Origin of the sequence: Sphingomonas pruni NBRC 15498, assembly GCF_001598455.1 — a bacterium.
Lineage (GTDB): Bacteria > Pseudomonadota > Alphaproteobacteria > Sphingomonadales > Sphingomonadaceae > Sphingomonas > Sphingomonas pruni.
The window spans coordinates 1-15,426 of the sequence record NZ_BCYZ01000058.1; the positions used below are offsets into that span (position 1 = coordinate 1).

Below are 15,426 nucleotides of genomic sequence, written 5' to 3' on the forward strand. Positions count from 1 at the left end.
GGGGAGAGGGAAATTACGGTCGCCGCCATCACGCCGACCACCCATTCTTCTCCATCCACGCCTGGCACGACCCCTTCGCCAGATCACGGACGCGGCCGATATAGGCCTGGCGTTCGGCGACCGAGATCACTCCACGCGCGTTCAGCAGGTTGAAAATGTGGCTCGCCTCGATCGCCTGCTCATAGGCGGGGATCGGCAGCTTGTGGTTGAGGCAATTCTCGCACTCGGCCGCGGCCTTACGGAACAGGTCGAACAGCGTCTCGGTATCGGCGACCTCGAAATTCCAGGTCGACATCTCGACCTCATTCTCGTGGAACACGTCGCCGTATGTCATCTGCGGCGTGTTGCCCGACGCATCGTTGAACGCGAGGTCGTACACGCTGTCCTTGTTCTGGATGTACGTCGCGAGCCGCTCCAGCCCATAGGTCAGTTCGCCGGCGACCGGCTTGCAGTCGAAGCCGCCCATCTGCTGGAAATAGGTGAACTGGGTGACTTCCATACCGTCGCACCACACTTCCCAGCCCAGACCCCAGGCGCCGAGCGTCGGCGATTCCCAATCGTCCTCGACGAAGCGGATATCGTGCTTGGTGAAGTCGATGCCGATCGCGGCCAGGCTGCCGAGATAGAGGTCCTGCAGGTCGGGCGGGCTCGGCTTCAGGATCACCTGATATTGGTAATAATGCTGCAGCCGGTTCGGGTTCTCGCCATAGCGGCCGTCGGTCGGGCGGCGGCAGGGTTGGACGAACGCCGCGTTCCACGGATCGGGGCCGAGCGCGCGCAAGGTGGTCGCGGTGTGGAATGTCCCTGCCCCCATCCGCATGTCGTACGGCTGGAGAATCAGACAGCCGCGCTGGCTCCAATAATCGTGGAGCGTCAGGATCATTCGCTGGAACGATAAGGGCTGGTCGGTCACGGCGCGGCTTTGGCCGAGCGCTTCGGGCCGGTCAAGAACATGCTGCATACGCGAAGTCATGACTTGACGACTTTTTGTCATGTTTTGTTGACATGGTCAGCTACCACTGTCATTTAGTCACGTAAACCTGACATTAGGTCGCAAGTCGGGCAAGAGACGAGATGAAGAACCGCCTCAAAGTATTGAGAGCCGAGCGCAATTGGAGCCAAGCGGAGCTGGCCGGACGGCTCGACGTGTCGCGACAGGCGGTCAACGCGATCGAAACCGGCAAATACGACCCGTCGCTGCCGCTCGCCTTCCGCATTGCCCGGTTGTTCGCCATGTCCATCGAGGAGATTTTCGATGATCAACAATGACGCGCGCGAGGCCAGTTGGGGCGAACGCAACGTGGAACGGCGCACTCGTCGCCGATGGGCTCTGGCGGGGGCTGGCGTCGCCACGAGCATCGTTTTCGGACTGGCAGGCCAATATGTCACGTCCGTCGGCAGATTTGTCGCACCTGTCAGCGATGCGGCAGACGCTGGTTCGTTGCTTTGGGCTGTCGGCCTTATCCTCGCGGCAGCGATCCTGTTTCGACTGATCTGGCGCGAAATCGATGAGGTTCAACGTCGCCGTCTCGTCAATGCGGCGGCTGTTGGGGGCGTTGCGAGCATGGCTCTGCTCCTGCTGGCGCAGGCCGCAGGCCGGATGCTGCCCTTCGCCGAGCCGATGATGGCCGTTTTCGTCGGCGCCGCGGCAGCGTTGATCTCCGCGATCATCTTCCAACGCATCCGTGGTTGAGAAGCGCGGCCAGCGCGCTACCTGTAAAGCATGGACATGAAATTCTTTCGCCGGCTGATCGCCGCGCCCGCCATTTTACTCGCTCCACCGGTTACCGCGCAAAGCGCGCCCGCTCCGATGGCGGCGCCGGTCGCCACCGCCTCGGTCTCTACGACAAACGCGGACCCGGCCCTATGGGTGGTCAAGGACAAGGACACCACCATCTACCTCTTCGGCACGATCCATGTGCTCAAGCCCGGCCTGTCCTGGTTCGATGACGGTGTGAAGAAGGCGTTCGATTCGAGCGACGCGCTGGTACTCGAAATGGTCCAGCCCGATCAGGCGACGATGCAGAATATCGTGCTGAGCAAGGCGTACAGCCTCAGCGGCCCGACGCTGACCGAGCGTCTGCCCGAAGCCGACCGCGGCAATTATCTCAAAGCCATGAATTCCTTAGGCATTCCGCCCGCCGCGTTTGACCGCGCCCAGCCGTGGTTCGCCGCGACCAACCTGTCCCTGCTGCCGCTGATGAAGCTTGGCTACGATCCCAAGAGCGGGCCGGAAACGGTACTGACGGAGGCCGCGGCGACCGAGAAGAAAGCGATCGAGGGGCTGGAAACGCCCGAGCAACAGATCGGCTATCTCGCCGGCCTGCCCGAGAAGGTGCAGATGGCGTTCCTGGAATCGACCCTCAAGGACTTGCCCAAGACCGAAGAGACGATGAACGGCATGGTCGCCGCTTGGTCGCGCGGCGATCCCGATGCGCTGGCCAAGTTCATGAATGACGGGCTCGACGATTCGCCCGAGCTCGCCAAGACGCTGCTGTTCGACCGCAACGCCCGCTGGGCGCAGTGGATCAAGGCGCGGCTCGACAAGCCGGGCACTGTGTTCGTCGCGGTGGGCGCCGGCCATCTGGCAGGCAAGCAGAGCGTAATCGATCAGCTCAAAACATTGAAGATCAAGGCAAAACGGGTCGCCTACTGATGGCACTCCGGCGCCAGCGCCTGGCCGCGCTTGGCGCCGTCTTGCTGGCGTTCGCCGGCTGCGGCGAGCCATCGATCGAGGCACGGCCGGCAATGTGGCGCGTCAGCGATGGCGACACGACGATCTACTTGCTCGGCAGCATCCATCTGTTGCCCCCCAAGATCCGGTGGCGAACGCCGCTGATCGAGCACGTGATCGCTACGTCGGGCACATTGGTGCTCGAAAGCTCCCCGGAGGAGTCGGTCGACTTTGGGGCAATGGCACGGGGCGTCAATCTCCAGCCGGCGCGAGACCGTGTTTCCCCGGGGAAACGCGAGATCCTGGACGCGATGATCGCGCGATCGGGAATCGCCCGGGAGACATTGGATGGCTATAAGGATTGGGCTTTGGCGACAACGCTCGCGACCGGCGACGCAGTAGCGGCCGGCGCTACCACCCGTGATGGTGTCGAGGCGAAACTTTGGAGCACGTTCAGGTCGGACGGGAAAACGCGGCTGGCGTTCTACCACGCAAAGGACCAACTCGATCAGCTCGACGCCCTGCCCGAGGCTGACCAAAGAAAAATTTTGGAAAACACTTTATCGGGAAAAGAGAATTACGGAGAAACGTTGAAGGCCTGGACGAGCGGCGATATCGCGTGGCTCGAAAAGACGGCGGAATGCACGCCGCTGGAGGGGAAACTCGTCGGCCAGCCCAACGATCGCTGGGCACAGTGGATCAACGCGCGGATGAAGAAACCGGGCATTGTGCTGGTTGCGGTCGGATTGGGGCATATGGCGGGGCCGTACGCATTACCGAAACTACTCGCCGCGCGCGGACTGAAGGTCGAGCGGATCGAGTAGGCGCGCTATCAGGCCGAGGCCAAGCCTTAACGGCTGGGCTTATTACGGGCCTATTTGTCGTCCCGGGCTTTCACGCCGTTCTGCCAACCCTGCTGCCAAGCGACCATGAACGCGCCCTTCTTGTAGGGAGATGCGGTTTCGGGTCTGCCGCGCTTGCCGGCGGCATAGCCTTCGCTCCATGCTTTATCCTGCGGGCCGGCCATCTATTCCTCCATGTTTCGACCGCCATCGGGCAGTCGTGAGGGCGGCGATAGGGGTTCGGCCGGACAAACTCAAACGACCCCGCGCAAGAACCTGCCCTTGCCTTCCCCTCCCCTTCCGGCTACAGGCGCGCGCTTCCGTGCATGGTCATCCCTGGAGGCGTGCGCGGAAATCCAAGCAAACCGCATATCGGAGATTACCATGAGCGACCAAATGACGCTCGCCGCCGAGACGCGCGACCGTGGAGGCAAGGGAGCCTCACGTGATCTGCGCCGCAATGGCCGCGTGCCCGCCGTCATCTACGGCAACAAGCAGGACCCCGTCTCGATCCACGTGGAAGAGAAGGAGCTGGTCCGCCAGCTGATGACCGGGCACTTCATGAATTCCGTCGTGATGATCGACATCGACGGCAAGCCCGTCCGCACGCTGCCGAAGGATGTCGCCTTCGACGTCGTTACCGATCGTCCGCTCCATGTCGACTTCCTGCGCATCGGCGAGCACAGCACGGTGCACGTCAACGTGCCTGTCGTGTTCACCGACGAGGAAGAGTCCCAGGGCATCAAGAAGGGTGGCGTGCTCAACGTCGTCCGTCACGAGCTCGAATTGGTGGTCGACGCCGCCGACATCCCCGCCGAGATCCAGATCTCGCTCGCCGGGCTGGACGTCGGCGATTCGGTCCACATCTCGAACGTCAAGCTGCCCAAGGGGGCGAAGTCGGCCATCGACGATCGCGACTTCACCATCGCCACGGTCGTCGCGCCGTCGGCGCTGAAGTCGGTCGAGGGCGACAACGAGACCGAAGCTGCCGAAGCGCCGGCCGAGGCCGCCGAAGGCGAAGCGGCTGCCGAGGAAGCTCCGGCCGCGGAAGGCGACGCCGAGTAAGCATTCGCTTCATTGTCGAAATGAAGGGGGGCGCCGCGATCCGCTGGATCGGGCGCCCCTTTCGCGTCTAGGGATATTTCATGCAACTCTGGGTCGGCCTCGGAAACCCTGGCGCGCAATATGCGATGCACCGCCACAATGTCGGCTTCATGGCGGTCGACGCCATCGCCGAGGTGCACGACTTCGGCCCGGTCAAGAAGCAGTTCCAGGGCTGGACGCAGGAAGGACGGATCGGGCCGGACAAGATCCTGCTGCTCAAGCCGGCGACCTTCATGAACGATAGTGGGCGCTCGGTCGGCGAGGCGATGCGCTTCTATAAGCTCGAGCCCGAGGACGTCACCGTGTTCTACGACGAACTCGACCTCGATCCGTTCAAGGTACGGGTCAAGCGGGGCGGCGGCGCCGCTGGGCATAACGGCATCCGATCGACCATCCAGCATATCGGCGACGCGTTCCGCCGCGTGCGGATCGGTATCGGCCATCCCGGCCACAAGGATCGCGTTACCGGCCATGTGCTTGGAAACTATGCCAAAAACGAGATCGAGCCGCTAAGCGACTTGCTCGGCGCGCTGGCCGCCGAGGCGGAATGGCTGGCCAAGGGCGACGATGCGCGGTTCATGAACGACATCGCGCTGCGGCTGCAGGGATAGAAAGGGACCGCCCCAACCCCGAGGTCGAATCCATCCAATATAAGACAGTCCTGCTCGCCTATCTCGCCGATCGAGGACCGGGAGGGTGAGTCGTGAAGCCTGCATTTGTGCTGAGCGCGCTGGTGAGCGGCCTGTTGATCGGCGGGGTGCTGATGACGGCGTCGGCCGGCGTCCCGCCCGTGGCGGCAACGACAGCCGCGGCCGACCGATAGGCGCTTGCATCGCCCGGCGGCGCGTGCTTCGCCGTGCGGCGTGACCATCCGCGACCTCTTCGCCACCCGCTTTTACGACGCACCGCTCGGCGACGACGCGCTGATCGACGAACTCGGCGACGCCTGCCGCGATCTCGCCGACCAGGATCGCGCAGGACGCGGCTGGTCGAAGGAGCATGGTTATCGCGGCTACACCTCCTACGCCTCGCTCAACGACCTGCCGCTGCGCGACCCGCGCTTCGCTGATCTGGTCAAGCTGCTCGACCGCCACGTCGCCACGTTCGCAAAGGTATCCGCGTTCGAGCTCGGCAAGAAGCTCAAGCTCGACAGTTTGTGGGTCAACGTCCTCAAGCCCGGCGGCACGCATTCGGGGCATATCCACCCGCATTCGATCGTGTCCGGCACGGTCTATGTCGCCGTGCCGCCGGGGTCGGGCGCGCTCAAGCTCGAGGATCCGCGCCTGCCGCTGATGATGGCGGCGCCGTCGCGGCCGGGCACGTTCGTTTATGCCGAGCCGCACGAGGGCAGTGTCTTCCTGTGGGAAAGCTGGCTGCGCCACGAAGTGATGCCCAATGCGGCCAGGCAGGACCGAATCAGCATCAGCTTCAACTATCGCTGATCGCGCGATAAGCTGACTAAATGGCGATCGATCGACGCGCGATGATGGGTGTAACCGCCGCGGCCGCGATGTTGCCGGGTACCGCCCTCAGCGCGGAGGGAACAGAGATGTACGGCATGCTGGGACGAATGAAGGCAGCGCCAGGCAAGCGCGAAGAGCTGCTCGCACTATTGCTCGAAAGTTCGGCCGACATGCCGGGATGCCTTAGCTATATCGTCGCCAAGGATGCGACAGATCCCGACGCGATCTGGATTACCGAAGCGTGGGACAGCAAGGAGCATCACGACGCCTCGCTGAAACTGCCCCAGGTCCAGGCCGCGATCGCCAAGGCGCGACCGCTGATCGCGGGATTCGATTCGAGAGCCGAAACCCAACCGGTCGGCGGAATCGGCCTGGGGCGTGTACCGGCCCCGAAGGGCTGATCAGAACGCGAGCCGCGCGGACATCGTCGCCACGGGGTTCAGGCCGAAACCGCCGTCGCGCACGCCGGCGGCGCTCCACCGTCCCGGCCGCGTCGGCATTATCGCGCGATCGCTGAGCGCTCCGCCTTCGAGCCCCAGCACGAATCCCGTCGACACTTCGCGGTCATAACCCAGCGTCATCGCCGGCGTGGAGCGACGGAACCCGCGCGACAGTCCGCGTCCGCCACGAGTCATATGAGGGTCGTAGAGCAATCCGTCGGTCGCCCGTTCGGCCGCGATCCAGAAATTGGATTGCGCGAAATAGCGCGTGCCGACCGACAACCGGATGCCCGATCGCTCGGTCGGGTAGAGATCGATCATGCCGCCGATGAAGCGCGGTCGGAGCATCTCGTCCAGCGGTGTATTGCCGCCGCGATAGACGATCTGCGGGCCAAGCCGGGGCGATCTGGCAGGCAGCAGTCCCAACCTCACCCGCGCCACGATTTTAGGCGTAGACTTCAGCGCCGCGGGTCGCGTGTTGCGGGCCTGCGCCGGCTGTAGTGTGCACGCCAGCGCGCCGATCACGAAACCGGCACAGATCGCCCTGACAACCATCCTTTTATCCCCCCGAACCACCATCCGTTCCCCCCCGGCCGGTGCTTCATTGGGGAGACTGACATGCCCTTGGTTCGGACGCAACTTGTCAGAACGGCGCCATCGAAATCGCCCACGACCCGGCCGGGCCAATCGGCGATCAGGGCCATGTCACGTTCGGAACGTGACCCGACTCCCCGATGAACCGCCGGGCCAGCACCGATTAAGGAACGCGGCAATATTGTTGTCCGTTCGGGTGGGCATCGATTGGAGTATGATGCCGTGGACAATAGTATTTTCCGTCATCGCCGGCTGGCGACCGCCGCGACCATCGCGCTCGCCGCGGCGCTGTCGGCATGCGGCAAGGGCAATGACCAGCAGATGACCGCGGCGGCCCCTCCGGCGCTCCCCGCGACCCTGCCGCTCGACGCGAGTCCGTCCACCGCATGGCCGACCGCGCCCGAAGTCGCGGCCCTGCCCGAGGCGAGGCCCGTGCGTACCGTTCGCGTGGCCAATCCGCGCGATTATTACGGCTATGCCGACGCTGCTTACGATTATCAGCGGGTGCTCGGCGACGCACCGCCCGATTATTATTTCGATTATGATGGTGCCGATCCCTGGGCGTGGGAAGGCTATGACCAATCGGTCGTCTTCCTCGAGCCGGTCGATGACGGCTATCGCTATTATTATTACCGCCCCGACGCTGACGAGCCCTATTTCGTCCGCGATCCTTATTATGGCTATGGCTATGACGACGGCCAATTGGCGGTGGTTTATGACAGCTATGGCGGGGTCGTGCCCTATTCGGATTACGGCGCGCGGCTCGATTATGCCGGTCGCTATCTGGCGCGCGGGCGCGATCTGTATCTCGCATCGCGCCGTGGCGATCGCCGTGCGGTCAGCGCCGCCAATTGGGCGGCACGCAGCGCGGCGATTTCCGCCATGCAGGCGCGCTGGTATGCGACGCGCGATCGCCAGCCGCAATGGCGCGATTACAGCAGTCGCGTCGGCCCGAGCCAGGCCAATTACTGGCGCGAGGAAGGCATTCGCCGCCAGGCCGACGCCCGCCGTTTCGCGGCATGGCGCGACGATTCGTTCCGCAGCCCGCCGCCGCCACGCGCCATCCCCGCGACCTGGTCCTCGGCAAGCTGGGCGCGCGATCAGAAGCGCTTCCTGCCGGCCAGGGACGATCGCGTGCGTTTGGCAAACGCGGCGCACCCCAATCGGGGCGCGCCCAACATGCCGCAGGCCCTGTTCGGTAACCGCCAGCGGATCGAGCCGGGCAACCGGGCGCCGAATGCCGTCGCGCCGCAAGCCGACGATCCTCGCCGCCAGGCGATGATCGCTGCCCGCGAGCAACAGCGCCCGGGCGTGGGTCCGATGCGCGCGCTTCGCGAACCGCAGGCCAACACGCCGGCCGGCCGCTTCGCGCCGCGGCAGCAAGGTCAGCCGAACCCGCCGCGTATGGCGGGTCCGCAAGGTAATCCCGATCGCGCCCAGCTTGCAGCTATGCGCGGCGACCATGGGATGCGGGGGAATGGCCCGCGCTTCGGCGCGCAACCCCAGCCCAAGCCGCGTGTCGTTACACCGCGCCCGCAGCCCCAGGTGGGCCACAGTGGCGGACGCCCGCAAATGGCCGCCCCGCGTCCTGAGCCGCGTGCAGCGGCGCCACGCTTCCAGGCGCGTCCCCAGCCGCAGGTGGCCGCGCCGCGGCCGCAAGCGCCACGTTTCGGCGGCGGCAATGGCGGGGTACGCCCGGCTCCGCAAATGAACCGGCCGGCTTTCCAGCCGCGCGCCCCGCAGATGGCCCGCCCAGCGCCCCAAATGGCTCGGCCCGCACCACAAATGGTGCGCCCGGCGCCGCCGCCACGCGCTGCCGCTCCGGCCGCGCCGAGAGGCGGCGGTGGCAATGGCCGCGGCGGCGGCGATCACAAACACTAAGTACGTCTTGATCCAGGGGTACGAGGAGCGGTCCGAGCAGATGCTCGGGCCGCTGCCCTTGCGCACGCCAATCGCCCCCATCCTTGCCAGCGCGCGACCGGGCGAGTAGGCGCCGGCCTTCCCCGAGAGCTTGAGGACGAATTACATGGGTTTCCGTTGCGGCATTGTCGGCCTTCCCAATGTCGGCAAGTCGACCTTGTTCAACGCGCTGACCGAGACTGCGGCGGCGCAGGCGGCGAATTATCCGTTCTGCACGATCGAACCCAATGTCGGTAACGTCGCGGTGCCCGATCCGCGGCTGGACAAGCTCGCCGACATCGCCGGTTCGCAGAAGATCATCGAGACCCAGCTCGCATTCGTCGACATTGCCGGGCTCGTCCGCGGCGCGTCGAAGGGCGAGGGCCTGGGCAACCAGTTCCTCGGCAATATCCGTGAGGTGGACGCGGTCGTCCATGTCCTGCGCTGCTTCGAGGACGGCGACGTCACCCATGTCGAGGGCAAGGTCGACCCGATCGCCGATGCCGAGACGGTCGAGACCGAATTGATGCTCGCCGACCTGGAAAGCCTCGAGAAGCGCGTGCCCAATTTCGCCAAGAAGGCGGCGCAGGGCGACAAGGAAGCGAAGATCGCCGCCAGCGTGCTCGGCCAGGCGCTCGACCTGCTGCGTGATGGCAAGCCGGCCCGGCTGACCCAGCCCAAGGACGCCGAGGAAGCGCGCGTCTTCTCGCAGGCGCAATTGCTGACCGCCAAGCCCGTCCTCTATGTTTGCAATGTCGAGGAGGCCAACGCCGCGAACGGCAATGCGCATTCGGCGCGGGTGTTCGAAAAGGCCAAGGCCGAAGGCGCCGAAGCGGTAATTGTCTCCGCTGCGATCGAGGCCGAGATCGCCACCATGCCAGTCGAGGATCGCGGCGAGTTCCTGGCGGAGTTGGGGCTGGAGGAAACCGGCCTCGCCCGCGTCATCCGCGCCGGGTACAAGCTCCTCCACCTGCTCACCTTCTTCACCGTCGGCCCGAAGGAAGCGCGCGCCTGGACCGTCCATGCCGGCGCCACCGCGCCCGAAGCCGCCGGCGAGATCCACACCGATTTCGAAAAAGGCTTCATCCGCGCCGAGACGATCGCCTACGACGATTACGTCGCCCTGGGCGGCGAAAGCCGCGCACGCGAGGCCGGCAAGCTCCGCGCCGAGGGCAAGGGGTATGTCGTCCAGGACGGCGACGTGATGCACTTCCTGCACAGCTGAGGCGCGGCGGGCGCCATTTGCCGCCTTCCTCGAACGCCTGCCGAAGCAGGAGCGCGAGCGGGGTTCTCAGATTGTGAGCATAACGTCCGCGAATGGTGGCTAGCTGACGGTCAGCTTATCACTCGCTTTTGTAGTCGGCATTTGGACGGAAATATCGCGTGATGTTCCCATCCCCGCCAATGAGCCACCAACCGCGAATCATCTCATCTGGTATTTTCGGGAAAAGATGTTCGCCACGAGGCCCGATCTCGCAAATCCATTTCCCTGGATTGGATTTGGCTGCCGCGTGCACATAGGCTGCAAGCGTGCGGTCGCACTCGACAATAGCGCGATGGCGATCGTTGCTACGATACATTCCCGTTAATGTGCCGAGCTTTGAAACTTCCCATGCTCCTCGGATGGCTTCCGGTGGCACCGCCTCATCGTCTCCGTATTCGAAGTCAATTTCGTAGACCCAGCCTCCCGGGTTCGATCGAGCCTCTTCGAGAAGACTGGGATTATCAGGGAGAGGGCGAAGCTCGGAGTTGGTGTCAGCCATAGGCGTGATGTGCCCGACCGGTGCAGAGCGAGCAACGTCCGCAATTGGGTCGCTTGCCGACCGACCGCTTTATAAATTCACCCTCTAATTCATTCAGCCGGCGTCGAAGGCCGCGAGGATCGGGCAGGGTCCGCCGCCCGAATTGGCGCAATCATGGGCCAATCGGGCGAGCGCCGCGCGCGCCGCCGCCAATTCCTCGATCTTCGCATCGAGCGCGGCGATCCGCTCGGTTGCGAGCGCTCGTGCCCGGGCGCGATCATCGGTCGCATCGAGATCGAGCAACTCGCCAATCTGGTCGAGCGTGAACCCCGCGCCCTGCGCCGCCCTTATGAAGCGAAGCCGCTGCACGTCGGGCGCGCCGTAACGACGAACGCCGCCGTAAAGCTGGTCGCGAGCGGGCTCCTCCAGCAATCCTCTGCGTTGATAATAGCGGATGGTCTCGACACCCACGCCGCCCGAAGCGGCCAATTTACCGATCGTCATTCCCGCCATGCTTGACTCCGTACCACGGTACGGAACCTATATGGGGAGCGTCATGGAAAACGCAAAGCACGCAACGCTCTATCGCATGGTCATGCCCGACCATGTCTGTCCCTATGGCCGCAAATCGAAATGGCTGCTCGAATCGCACGGTTATCAGGTCGACGATCACTGGCTGCGGACGCGCGAGGAGACGGACGCGTTCAAGGCCGAGCACAACGTCGCCACTACGCCGCAGACGTTCATCGATGGCCGGCGGATCGGCGGCAACGACGACCTCCGCCGCTTCTTCGGCAGGCACGTGCCAGCCAAGGACGAGACCAGCTATCGCCCGGTCATCGCCGTGTTCGCGATGACCGCATTGATGGCGCTGGCCGCCAGCCAGGCCGCTATGGGTTCGCCGTTCACCACGATGGCGGGCGAATGGTTCATCGCGTTCAGCATGTGTGTCCTCGCCATCCTCAAGCTGCAGGACGTCGAGCGCTTTTCGACGATGTTCCTCAATTACGATCTGCTTGCCCAGCGCTGGGTACCGTACGGCTATATCTATCCCTTCGCGGAAGCGTTGGCGGGCGTGTTGATGGCGGCCCATGCCGCGACATGGCTGTCGGTTCCAGTCGCCTTGTTCATCGGCGGCATCGGTGCGGTGTCGGTGTTCAAGGCCGTCTATATCGACAAACGCGCGCTCAAATGCGCCTGCGTCGGTGGGTCGAGCAACGTCCCGCTGGGCTTCGTGTCCTTGACCGAGAATTTGATGATGGTCGCGATGGCCGTGTGGATGCTGGTGCGCTAGAACGTCACCATGCTGCTTCGGCTGATCCTCTTCATCATGCTCGCATTCGGCGCGCCCGCCATGCCGGCCGGCGCGCATGACGGCATGCAGCCGATGGCAATGCCCGGACACCATATGCCCGGGCCGGAGCACAAGGTGCCCATGCCGCAGCAGCATCTCTGCGTCGGCTGCGTCCCGATCGGGGATTGGAACGCCGTGCGGGTGCGACCGCCGGTATCCGTCCCCGCCCCGGCGCCGCTCTCCCGGATCGCGGTGCTGACAATATTGCCCCATAAGGCCCCCATCCCGCCTCCGCCTAGGATTGGGTGAAGCCCTCAACGCTTCCCTATTCCACGGAGATTTTTTCGATGATCAGCACCAGATGGCTCGTGGCCGCAGCGGCGGTCGCGATGCTGCCCGGTATGGCGGCCGCCCAGAATATGGGCGGCATGTCGATGCCCGGCATGAAGATGCCCGCCAAGCCGTCGGCCAAACCGAACGCCAAGGCCAAGGCCAAAACCGTCAAGAAGCGGGCACCCGCGCACAAGACCAAGCGCCACGGGGCGGCACGAGCATCCGCGCCGAAGCCCGCCCACAGTGATTCCATGCCCGGAATGACGATGGGCGCGCCGTCGCCCACCCGATCTGCACCGCCTTCGATGCCGGGGATGGACATGGGGACCCCCGCGCCCAGCTCTGCGCCGCCCGGCTCGGCAGCGCCCATGCCCATACCTATGACGATGCCGGGGATGGATATGTCAGCCCCGCAGGCGTCGGCACCCGCGCCCGCCGGCAATGCGGCGCCCGAACAGCCGTCCGCGGCCATGCCGGGAATGACCATGCCCGTGCCTGGCAAGCCCGCCGCCGGCCGGACGATGGCTGCGATGCCGGGAATGGACATGTCAGGTGCGCCACAACCCTTTGCAAACGGATCCGGCACATCGCGCCTGCCGGGCGCGGAGGGCATGATGCATGGCCTCCATCTCGCGAGCGGCGACTGGATGGTGATGCTCCACGGCTATGCCTGGGGCAGCTATACCAATCAGTCGGGCCCGCGCGGCCGCGACGAGGCGTTCGTCACCTCGATGGCGATGATCGACGCCGAGCGCGATTTCGGCGCCGCGCGGCTGACGTTACGGTCGATGCTGAGCCTCGACGCGCTGATGGGCGCGAAGGGCTATCCTAGCCTGTTCGCAACCGGAGAAAGCGCCGACGGCGTGACTCCCTTGGTCGATCGCCAGCATCCGCACGACCTCTTCATGGAGCTGGCGGCGCGGGTCGACGTGCCGTTGGGCAAGGGACTGACCGGCTTCGTCTATGGCGGCCCGGTCGCCGAGCCGGCGCTTGGGCCTTCCGCCTTCATGCATCGCGCGTCGGCGAAATACCTGCCGCTTGCGCCGATCACGCACCATTGGTTCGACAGCACCCACATCACGTTCGGCGTGGTGACCGCCGGGCTGTATGGTGACCATTGGCAGATCGAAGGATCGGGGTTCCGCGGGCGCGAGCCGGACCAGCATCGCTGGAACATAGAGACGCCCAAGCTCGATTCGTGGAGCGTGCGCGCCAGCTGGAATCCGTCTCCTTACTGGTCGGCCCAGGCGAGCTATGGACGGCTGAAGAGTCCCGAAGCGCTGGAGCCCGGCCAGGATGAGGAGCGGACGACCGCCACCGTGCAATATGCCCGCGGCGGCTTTTCCGCGCTCGCCGGGTTCGCGGTCAAGAACCGCCTGCCGGGACGCGCGCTGACCGCATGGCTGGGAGAAGCCAATTGGGACATCGGCACCCATCATAGCGTGTTCGGACGAGTCGAGAATCTGGCCAATGACGAACTGTTTCCCAACCCCATCGATCCGTTGCACGACCGCAAGTTCCGGGTGACTCGCGCCGAACTCGGTTACGCCTATCGGCTGAAGCTGGTCGGCCCGCTCGAGGCCGCGATCGGTGGCAGCGGGTTCGTCATCGCCAAGCCGGCGGCGCTTGACGCCGCTTATGGCAAATCGCCGGCGGGCTGGACGGGCTTCATCAAGCTCAGCATGGGCGGATAGCTTGCACGCGGGCTGGCGGCCCGGCATGGCCGGCGCGTAATCGACCAAGGAGTCGCTGATGCGCTGGATTGCCCGGGCCGCCATTCTTGCCGTTGCCGCGTCACTGTCGGTTCATGCCTGGGCGTCGCCGCAAAGCGCCCCGACCAGTGCCACCTCGCCAGCCCAAACCGAGGCAAGGGCGCCGATCACGATCCTGGTATCGATCGACGGCTTCCGCGCCGATTATCTCGATCGGGGCGTCACCCCCAATCTCAGCGCGCTCGCCGCCGCCGGGATCAGCAGCGCGATGCGGCCGAGCTACCCGTCCAAGACGTTCCCCAATCATTGGACCTTGGTCACGGGGCTGCGGCCCGACCGCACCGGCATCGTCGCCAACAGGATGCTCGACGCGTCGCGGCCCGGCGACGTCTTCACCATGGCGTCGGACGATCCGTTCTGGTGGAACGCCGCCGAACCGATCTGGGTGACCGCGGAAAAGGCAGGGATCCGCACCGCCACCGCCTTCTGGCCAGGATCCAACGTCGCCTGGGGTGGCGAGCGATCGAAGGATTGGCCCAATCCGATCACCGGCGGCACGCGGCCCGAGGACTGGCTGCAATTCAACCAGGCGCTGAGCGACCGCCAGCGCGTCGACAGCGTCATCGACTGGCTGCGCCGCCCGGCCGAGACGCGCCCGCGCATCGTCACGCTCTATTTCGACGAGGTCGATACCGCCGGCCATGAATATGGCCCGGACGACCAGCGCACCACCGACGCGGTCGCCAATGTCGACAAGGCGATCGGAAGGCTGCGCGACGAACTGGCCAAGCTCGGCCAATCCGCCAATCTGGTGATCGTCGCCGATCACGGCATGGCGGCGATTTCGCAGGACCGGTTGATCGTGCTCGATAGGTTCAGCAATCCCGACGATTATGACGTGGTGGAGGATGGGGTCTACGCCTCGATCAATCCCAAGGCCGGCAGGCAGGCGGCGGTCGAAAAGGCACTGCTCGGCGCCCATGGCCCGCACCTCGACTGTTATCGCAAGGCCGAGGTGCCGGAGCGCCTCCATTACGGCAAGAATCCGCGCGTGCCGGCGATCCTGTGCCTGCCCGACGCCGGTTGGACCGTCGTCGTCCACCCGCCCAAGAATAAGGTCGAGGGCGGCGCGCACGGCTACGACAATGACGCGCCGGAGATGCGAGCGCTGTTCATCGCCAGCGGACCGGCGATCAAGCCGCTGGGCCGAATTCCGACCTTCGACAATGTCGACGTCGCGCCGCTGCTGCGCGACCTGATCGGGCTGGCGCCCGGACAGGGTCTCGACGGCGACGACGCACCGTTCCGGGGAGCATTGGTCAAATGAGC

The 15,426-nt window shown here is 65.0% G+C and carries 20 protein-coding genes; 14 read left to right on the forward strand and 6 right to left on the reverse strand.

What is annotated here, in order from left to right; all coding sequences use genetic code 11:
- Window positions 1–28: 28 nt before the first annotated feature.
- Complete coding sequence (locus SPR01S_RS15735; RefSeq protein ID WP_066591114.1) at window positions 29–883, reverse strand: glycine--tRNA ligase subunit alpha; 855 nt, start codon at window positions 881–883, stop codon at window positions 29–31.
- Window positions 884–1,074: 191 nt separating this feature from the next.
- Between SPR01S_RS15735 and SPR01S_RS15740 the strand changes: the two genes are divergently transcribed.
- Genes SPR01S_RS15740 through SPR01S_RS15755 form a run of 4 tightly spaced genes read left to right on the forward strand, consistent with a single transcriptional unit; the run spans window position 1,075 to window position 3,498 of the window.
- Window positions 1,075–1,269 carry a helix-turn-helix transcriptional regulator gene (locus tag SPR01S_RS15740; protein ID WP_066591054.1) on the forward strand — a complete coding sequence of 65 codons (195 nt, stop codon included), beginning with the start codon at window positions 1,075–1,077 and terminating at the stop codon, window positions 1,267–1,269.
- Complete coding sequence (locus SPR01S_RS15745) at window positions 1,256–1,693, forward strand: hypothetical protein (protein WP_066591056.1); 438 nt, start codon at window positions 1,256–1,258, stop codon at window positions 1,691–1,693. The genes SPR01S_RS15740 and SPR01S_RS15745 overlap by 14 nt, the downstream gene beginning before the upstream one ends.
- A 36-nt stretch (window positions 1,694–1,729) precedes the next feature.
- The gene (locus SPR01S_RS15750; protein WP_066591116.1) at window positions 1,730–2,656 is read left to right on the forward strand and encodes a TraB/GumN family protein; all 927 of its coding nucleotides are present in this window, start codon (window positions 1,730–1,732) and stop codon (window positions 2,654–2,656) included.
- Window positions 2,656–3,498: a TraB/GumN family protein gene (locus tag SPR01S_RS15755; RefSeq protein ID WP_066591058.1), complete on the forward strand. Its 843-nt coding sequence runs from the start codon at window positions 2,656–2,658 to the stop codon at window positions 3,496–3,498. The genes SPR01S_RS15750 and SPR01S_RS15755 overlap by 1 nt, the downstream gene beginning before the upstream one ends.
- Window positions 3,499–3,548: 50 nt before the next feature.
- On the opposite strand, the gene SPR01S_RS21675 is transcribed toward SPR01S_RS15755, so the two are convergent.
- The gene (locus tag SPR01S_RS21675; protein WP_157082297.1) at window positions 3,549–3,701 is read right to left on the reverse strand and encodes a ribosome modulation factor; all 153 of its coding nucleotides are present in this window, start codon (window positions 3,699–3,701) and stop codon (window positions 3,549–3,551) included.
- 199 nt (window positions 3,702–3,900) lie between these two features.
- Here SPR01S_RS21675 and SPR01S_RS15760 point away from each other — a divergent pair, with 199 nt between their 5' ends.
- The 4 genes from SPR01S_RS15760 to SPR01S_RS15775 all read left to right on the forward strand — a co-directional run bounded on the left by SPR01S_RS15760 (window position 3,901) and on the right by SPR01S_RS15775 (window position 6,484).
- A complete protein-coding gene (locus SPR01S_RS15760) occupies window positions 3,901–4,581 on the forward strand; it encodes a 50S ribosomal protein L25/general stress protein Ctc (RefSeq protein WP_066591060.1) in 681 nt (226 codons plus the stop codon).
- 80 nt (window positions 4,582–4,661) lie between these two features.
- Window positions 4,662–5,231 carry an aminoacyl-tRNA hydrolase gene (pth, locus tag SPR01S_RS15765; RefSeq protein WP_066591062.1) on the forward strand — a complete coding sequence of 190 codons (570 nt, stop codon included), beginning with the start codon at window positions 4,662–4,664 and terminating at the stop codon, window positions 5,229–5,231.
- 252 nt (window positions 5,232–5,483) lie between these two features.
- Window positions 5,484–6,062, forward strand: a complete 579-nt coding sequence (locus SPR01S_RS15770; protein WP_066591064.1) for a TIGR02466 family protein — start codon at window positions 5,484–5,486, stop codon at window positions 6,060–6,062.
- 20 nt (window positions 6,063–6,082) lie between these two features.
- Complete coding sequence (locus tag SPR01S_RS15775) at window positions 6,083–6,484, forward strand: putative quinol monooxygenase (RefSeq protein ID WP_066591066.1); 402 nt, start codon at window positions 6,083–6,085, stop codon at window positions 6,482–6,484.
- On the opposite strand, the gene SPR01S_RS15780 is transcribed toward SPR01S_RS15775, so the two are convergent.
- Window positions 6,485–7,078: a hypothetical protein gene (locus SPR01S_RS15780; RefSeq protein ID WP_066591068.1), complete on the reverse strand. Its 594-nt coding sequence runs from the start codon at window positions 7,076–7,078 to the stop codon at window positions 6,485–6,487. It lies immediately after the preceding gene.
- Between the two features lie 261 nt (window positions 7,079–7,339).
- Here SPR01S_RS15780 and SPR01S_RS15785 point away from each other — a divergent pair, with 261 nt between their 5' ends.
- Both SPR01S_RS15785 and ychF read left to right on the forward strand, forming a co-directional pair.
- The gene (locus SPR01S_RS15785; protein WP_157082298.1) at window positions 7,340–8,998 is read left to right on the forward strand and encodes a hypothetical protein; all 1,659 of its coding nucleotides are present in this window, start codon (window positions 7,340–7,342) and stop codon (window positions 8,996–8,998) included.
- A 145-nt stretch (window positions 8,999–9,143) separates the two neighbouring features.
- Complete coding sequence (ychF, locus tag SPR01S_RS15790; RefSeq protein WP_066591071.1) at window positions 9,144–10,241, forward strand: redox-regulated ATPase YchF; 1,098 nt, start codon at window positions 9,144–9,146, stop codon at window positions 10,239–10,241.
- Between the two features lie 118 nt (window positions 10,242–10,359).
- Here ychF and SPR01S_RS21920 read toward each other — a convergent pair whose 3' ends face one another.
- Together SPR01S_RS21920 and SPR01S_RS15795 are read right to left on the reverse strand one after the other, a co-directional pair.
- Complete coding sequence (locus tag SPR01S_RS21920) at window positions 10,360–10,779, reverse strand: hypothetical protein (protein WP_174531902.1); 420 nt, start codon at window positions 10,777–10,779, stop codon at window positions 10,360–10,362.
- Between the two features lie 93 nt (window positions 10,780–10,872).
- Complete coding sequence (locus tag SPR01S_RS15795) at window positions 10,873–11,271, reverse strand: MerR family DNA-binding protein (protein WP_066591072.1); 399 nt, start codon at window positions 11,269–11,271, stop codon at window positions 10,873–10,875.
- Window positions 11,272–11,314: 43 nt separating this feature from the next.
- Here SPR01S_RS15795 and SPR01S_RS15800 point away from each other — a divergent pair, with 43 nt between their 5' ends.
- Both SPR01S_RS15800 and SPR01S_RS15805 read left to right on the forward strand, forming a co-directional pair.
- The gene (locus SPR01S_RS15800) at window positions 11,315–12,052 is read left to right on the forward strand and encodes a MauE/DoxX family redox-associated membrane protein (RefSeq protein WP_157082299.1); all 738 of its coding nucleotides are present in this window, start codon (window positions 11,315–11,317) and stop codon (window positions 12,050–12,052) included.
- Between the two features lie 9 nt (window positions 12,053–12,061).
- A complete protein-coding gene (locus SPR01S_RS15805) occupies window positions 12,062–12,361 on the forward strand; it encodes a hypothetical protein (protein WP_066591075.1) in 300 nt (99 codons plus the stop codon).
- A gap of 16 nt (window positions 12,362–12,377) precedes the next feature.
- On the opposite strand, the gene SPR01S_RS15810 is transcribed toward SPR01S_RS15805, so the two are convergent.
- Window positions 12,378–12,932 carry a hypothetical protein gene (locus SPR01S_RS15810; RefSeq protein ID WP_169803444.1) on the reverse strand — a complete coding sequence of 185 codons (555 nt, stop codon included), beginning with the start codon at window positions 12,930–12,932 and terminating at the stop codon, window positions 12,378–12,380.
- 64 nt (window positions 12,933–12,996) lie between these two features.
- Between SPR01S_RS15810 and SPR01S_RS15815 the strand changes: the two genes are divergently transcribed.
- On the forward strand, window positions 12,997–14,079 hold the full coding sequence (locus tag SPR01S_RS15815) for a Rossmann-fold NAD(P)-binding domain-containing protein (protein WP_245662045.1): 1,083 nt from the start codon (window positions 12,997–12,999) through the stop codon (window positions 14,077–14,079).
- A gap of 58 nt (window positions 14,080–14,137) precedes the next feature.
- A complete protein-coding gene (locus SPR01S_RS15820) occupies window positions 14,138–15,424 on the forward strand; it encodes an alkaline phosphatase family protein (protein ID WP_066591078.1) in 1,287 nt (428 codons plus the stop codon).
- Window positions 15,425–15,426: the final 2 nt, after the last annotated feature.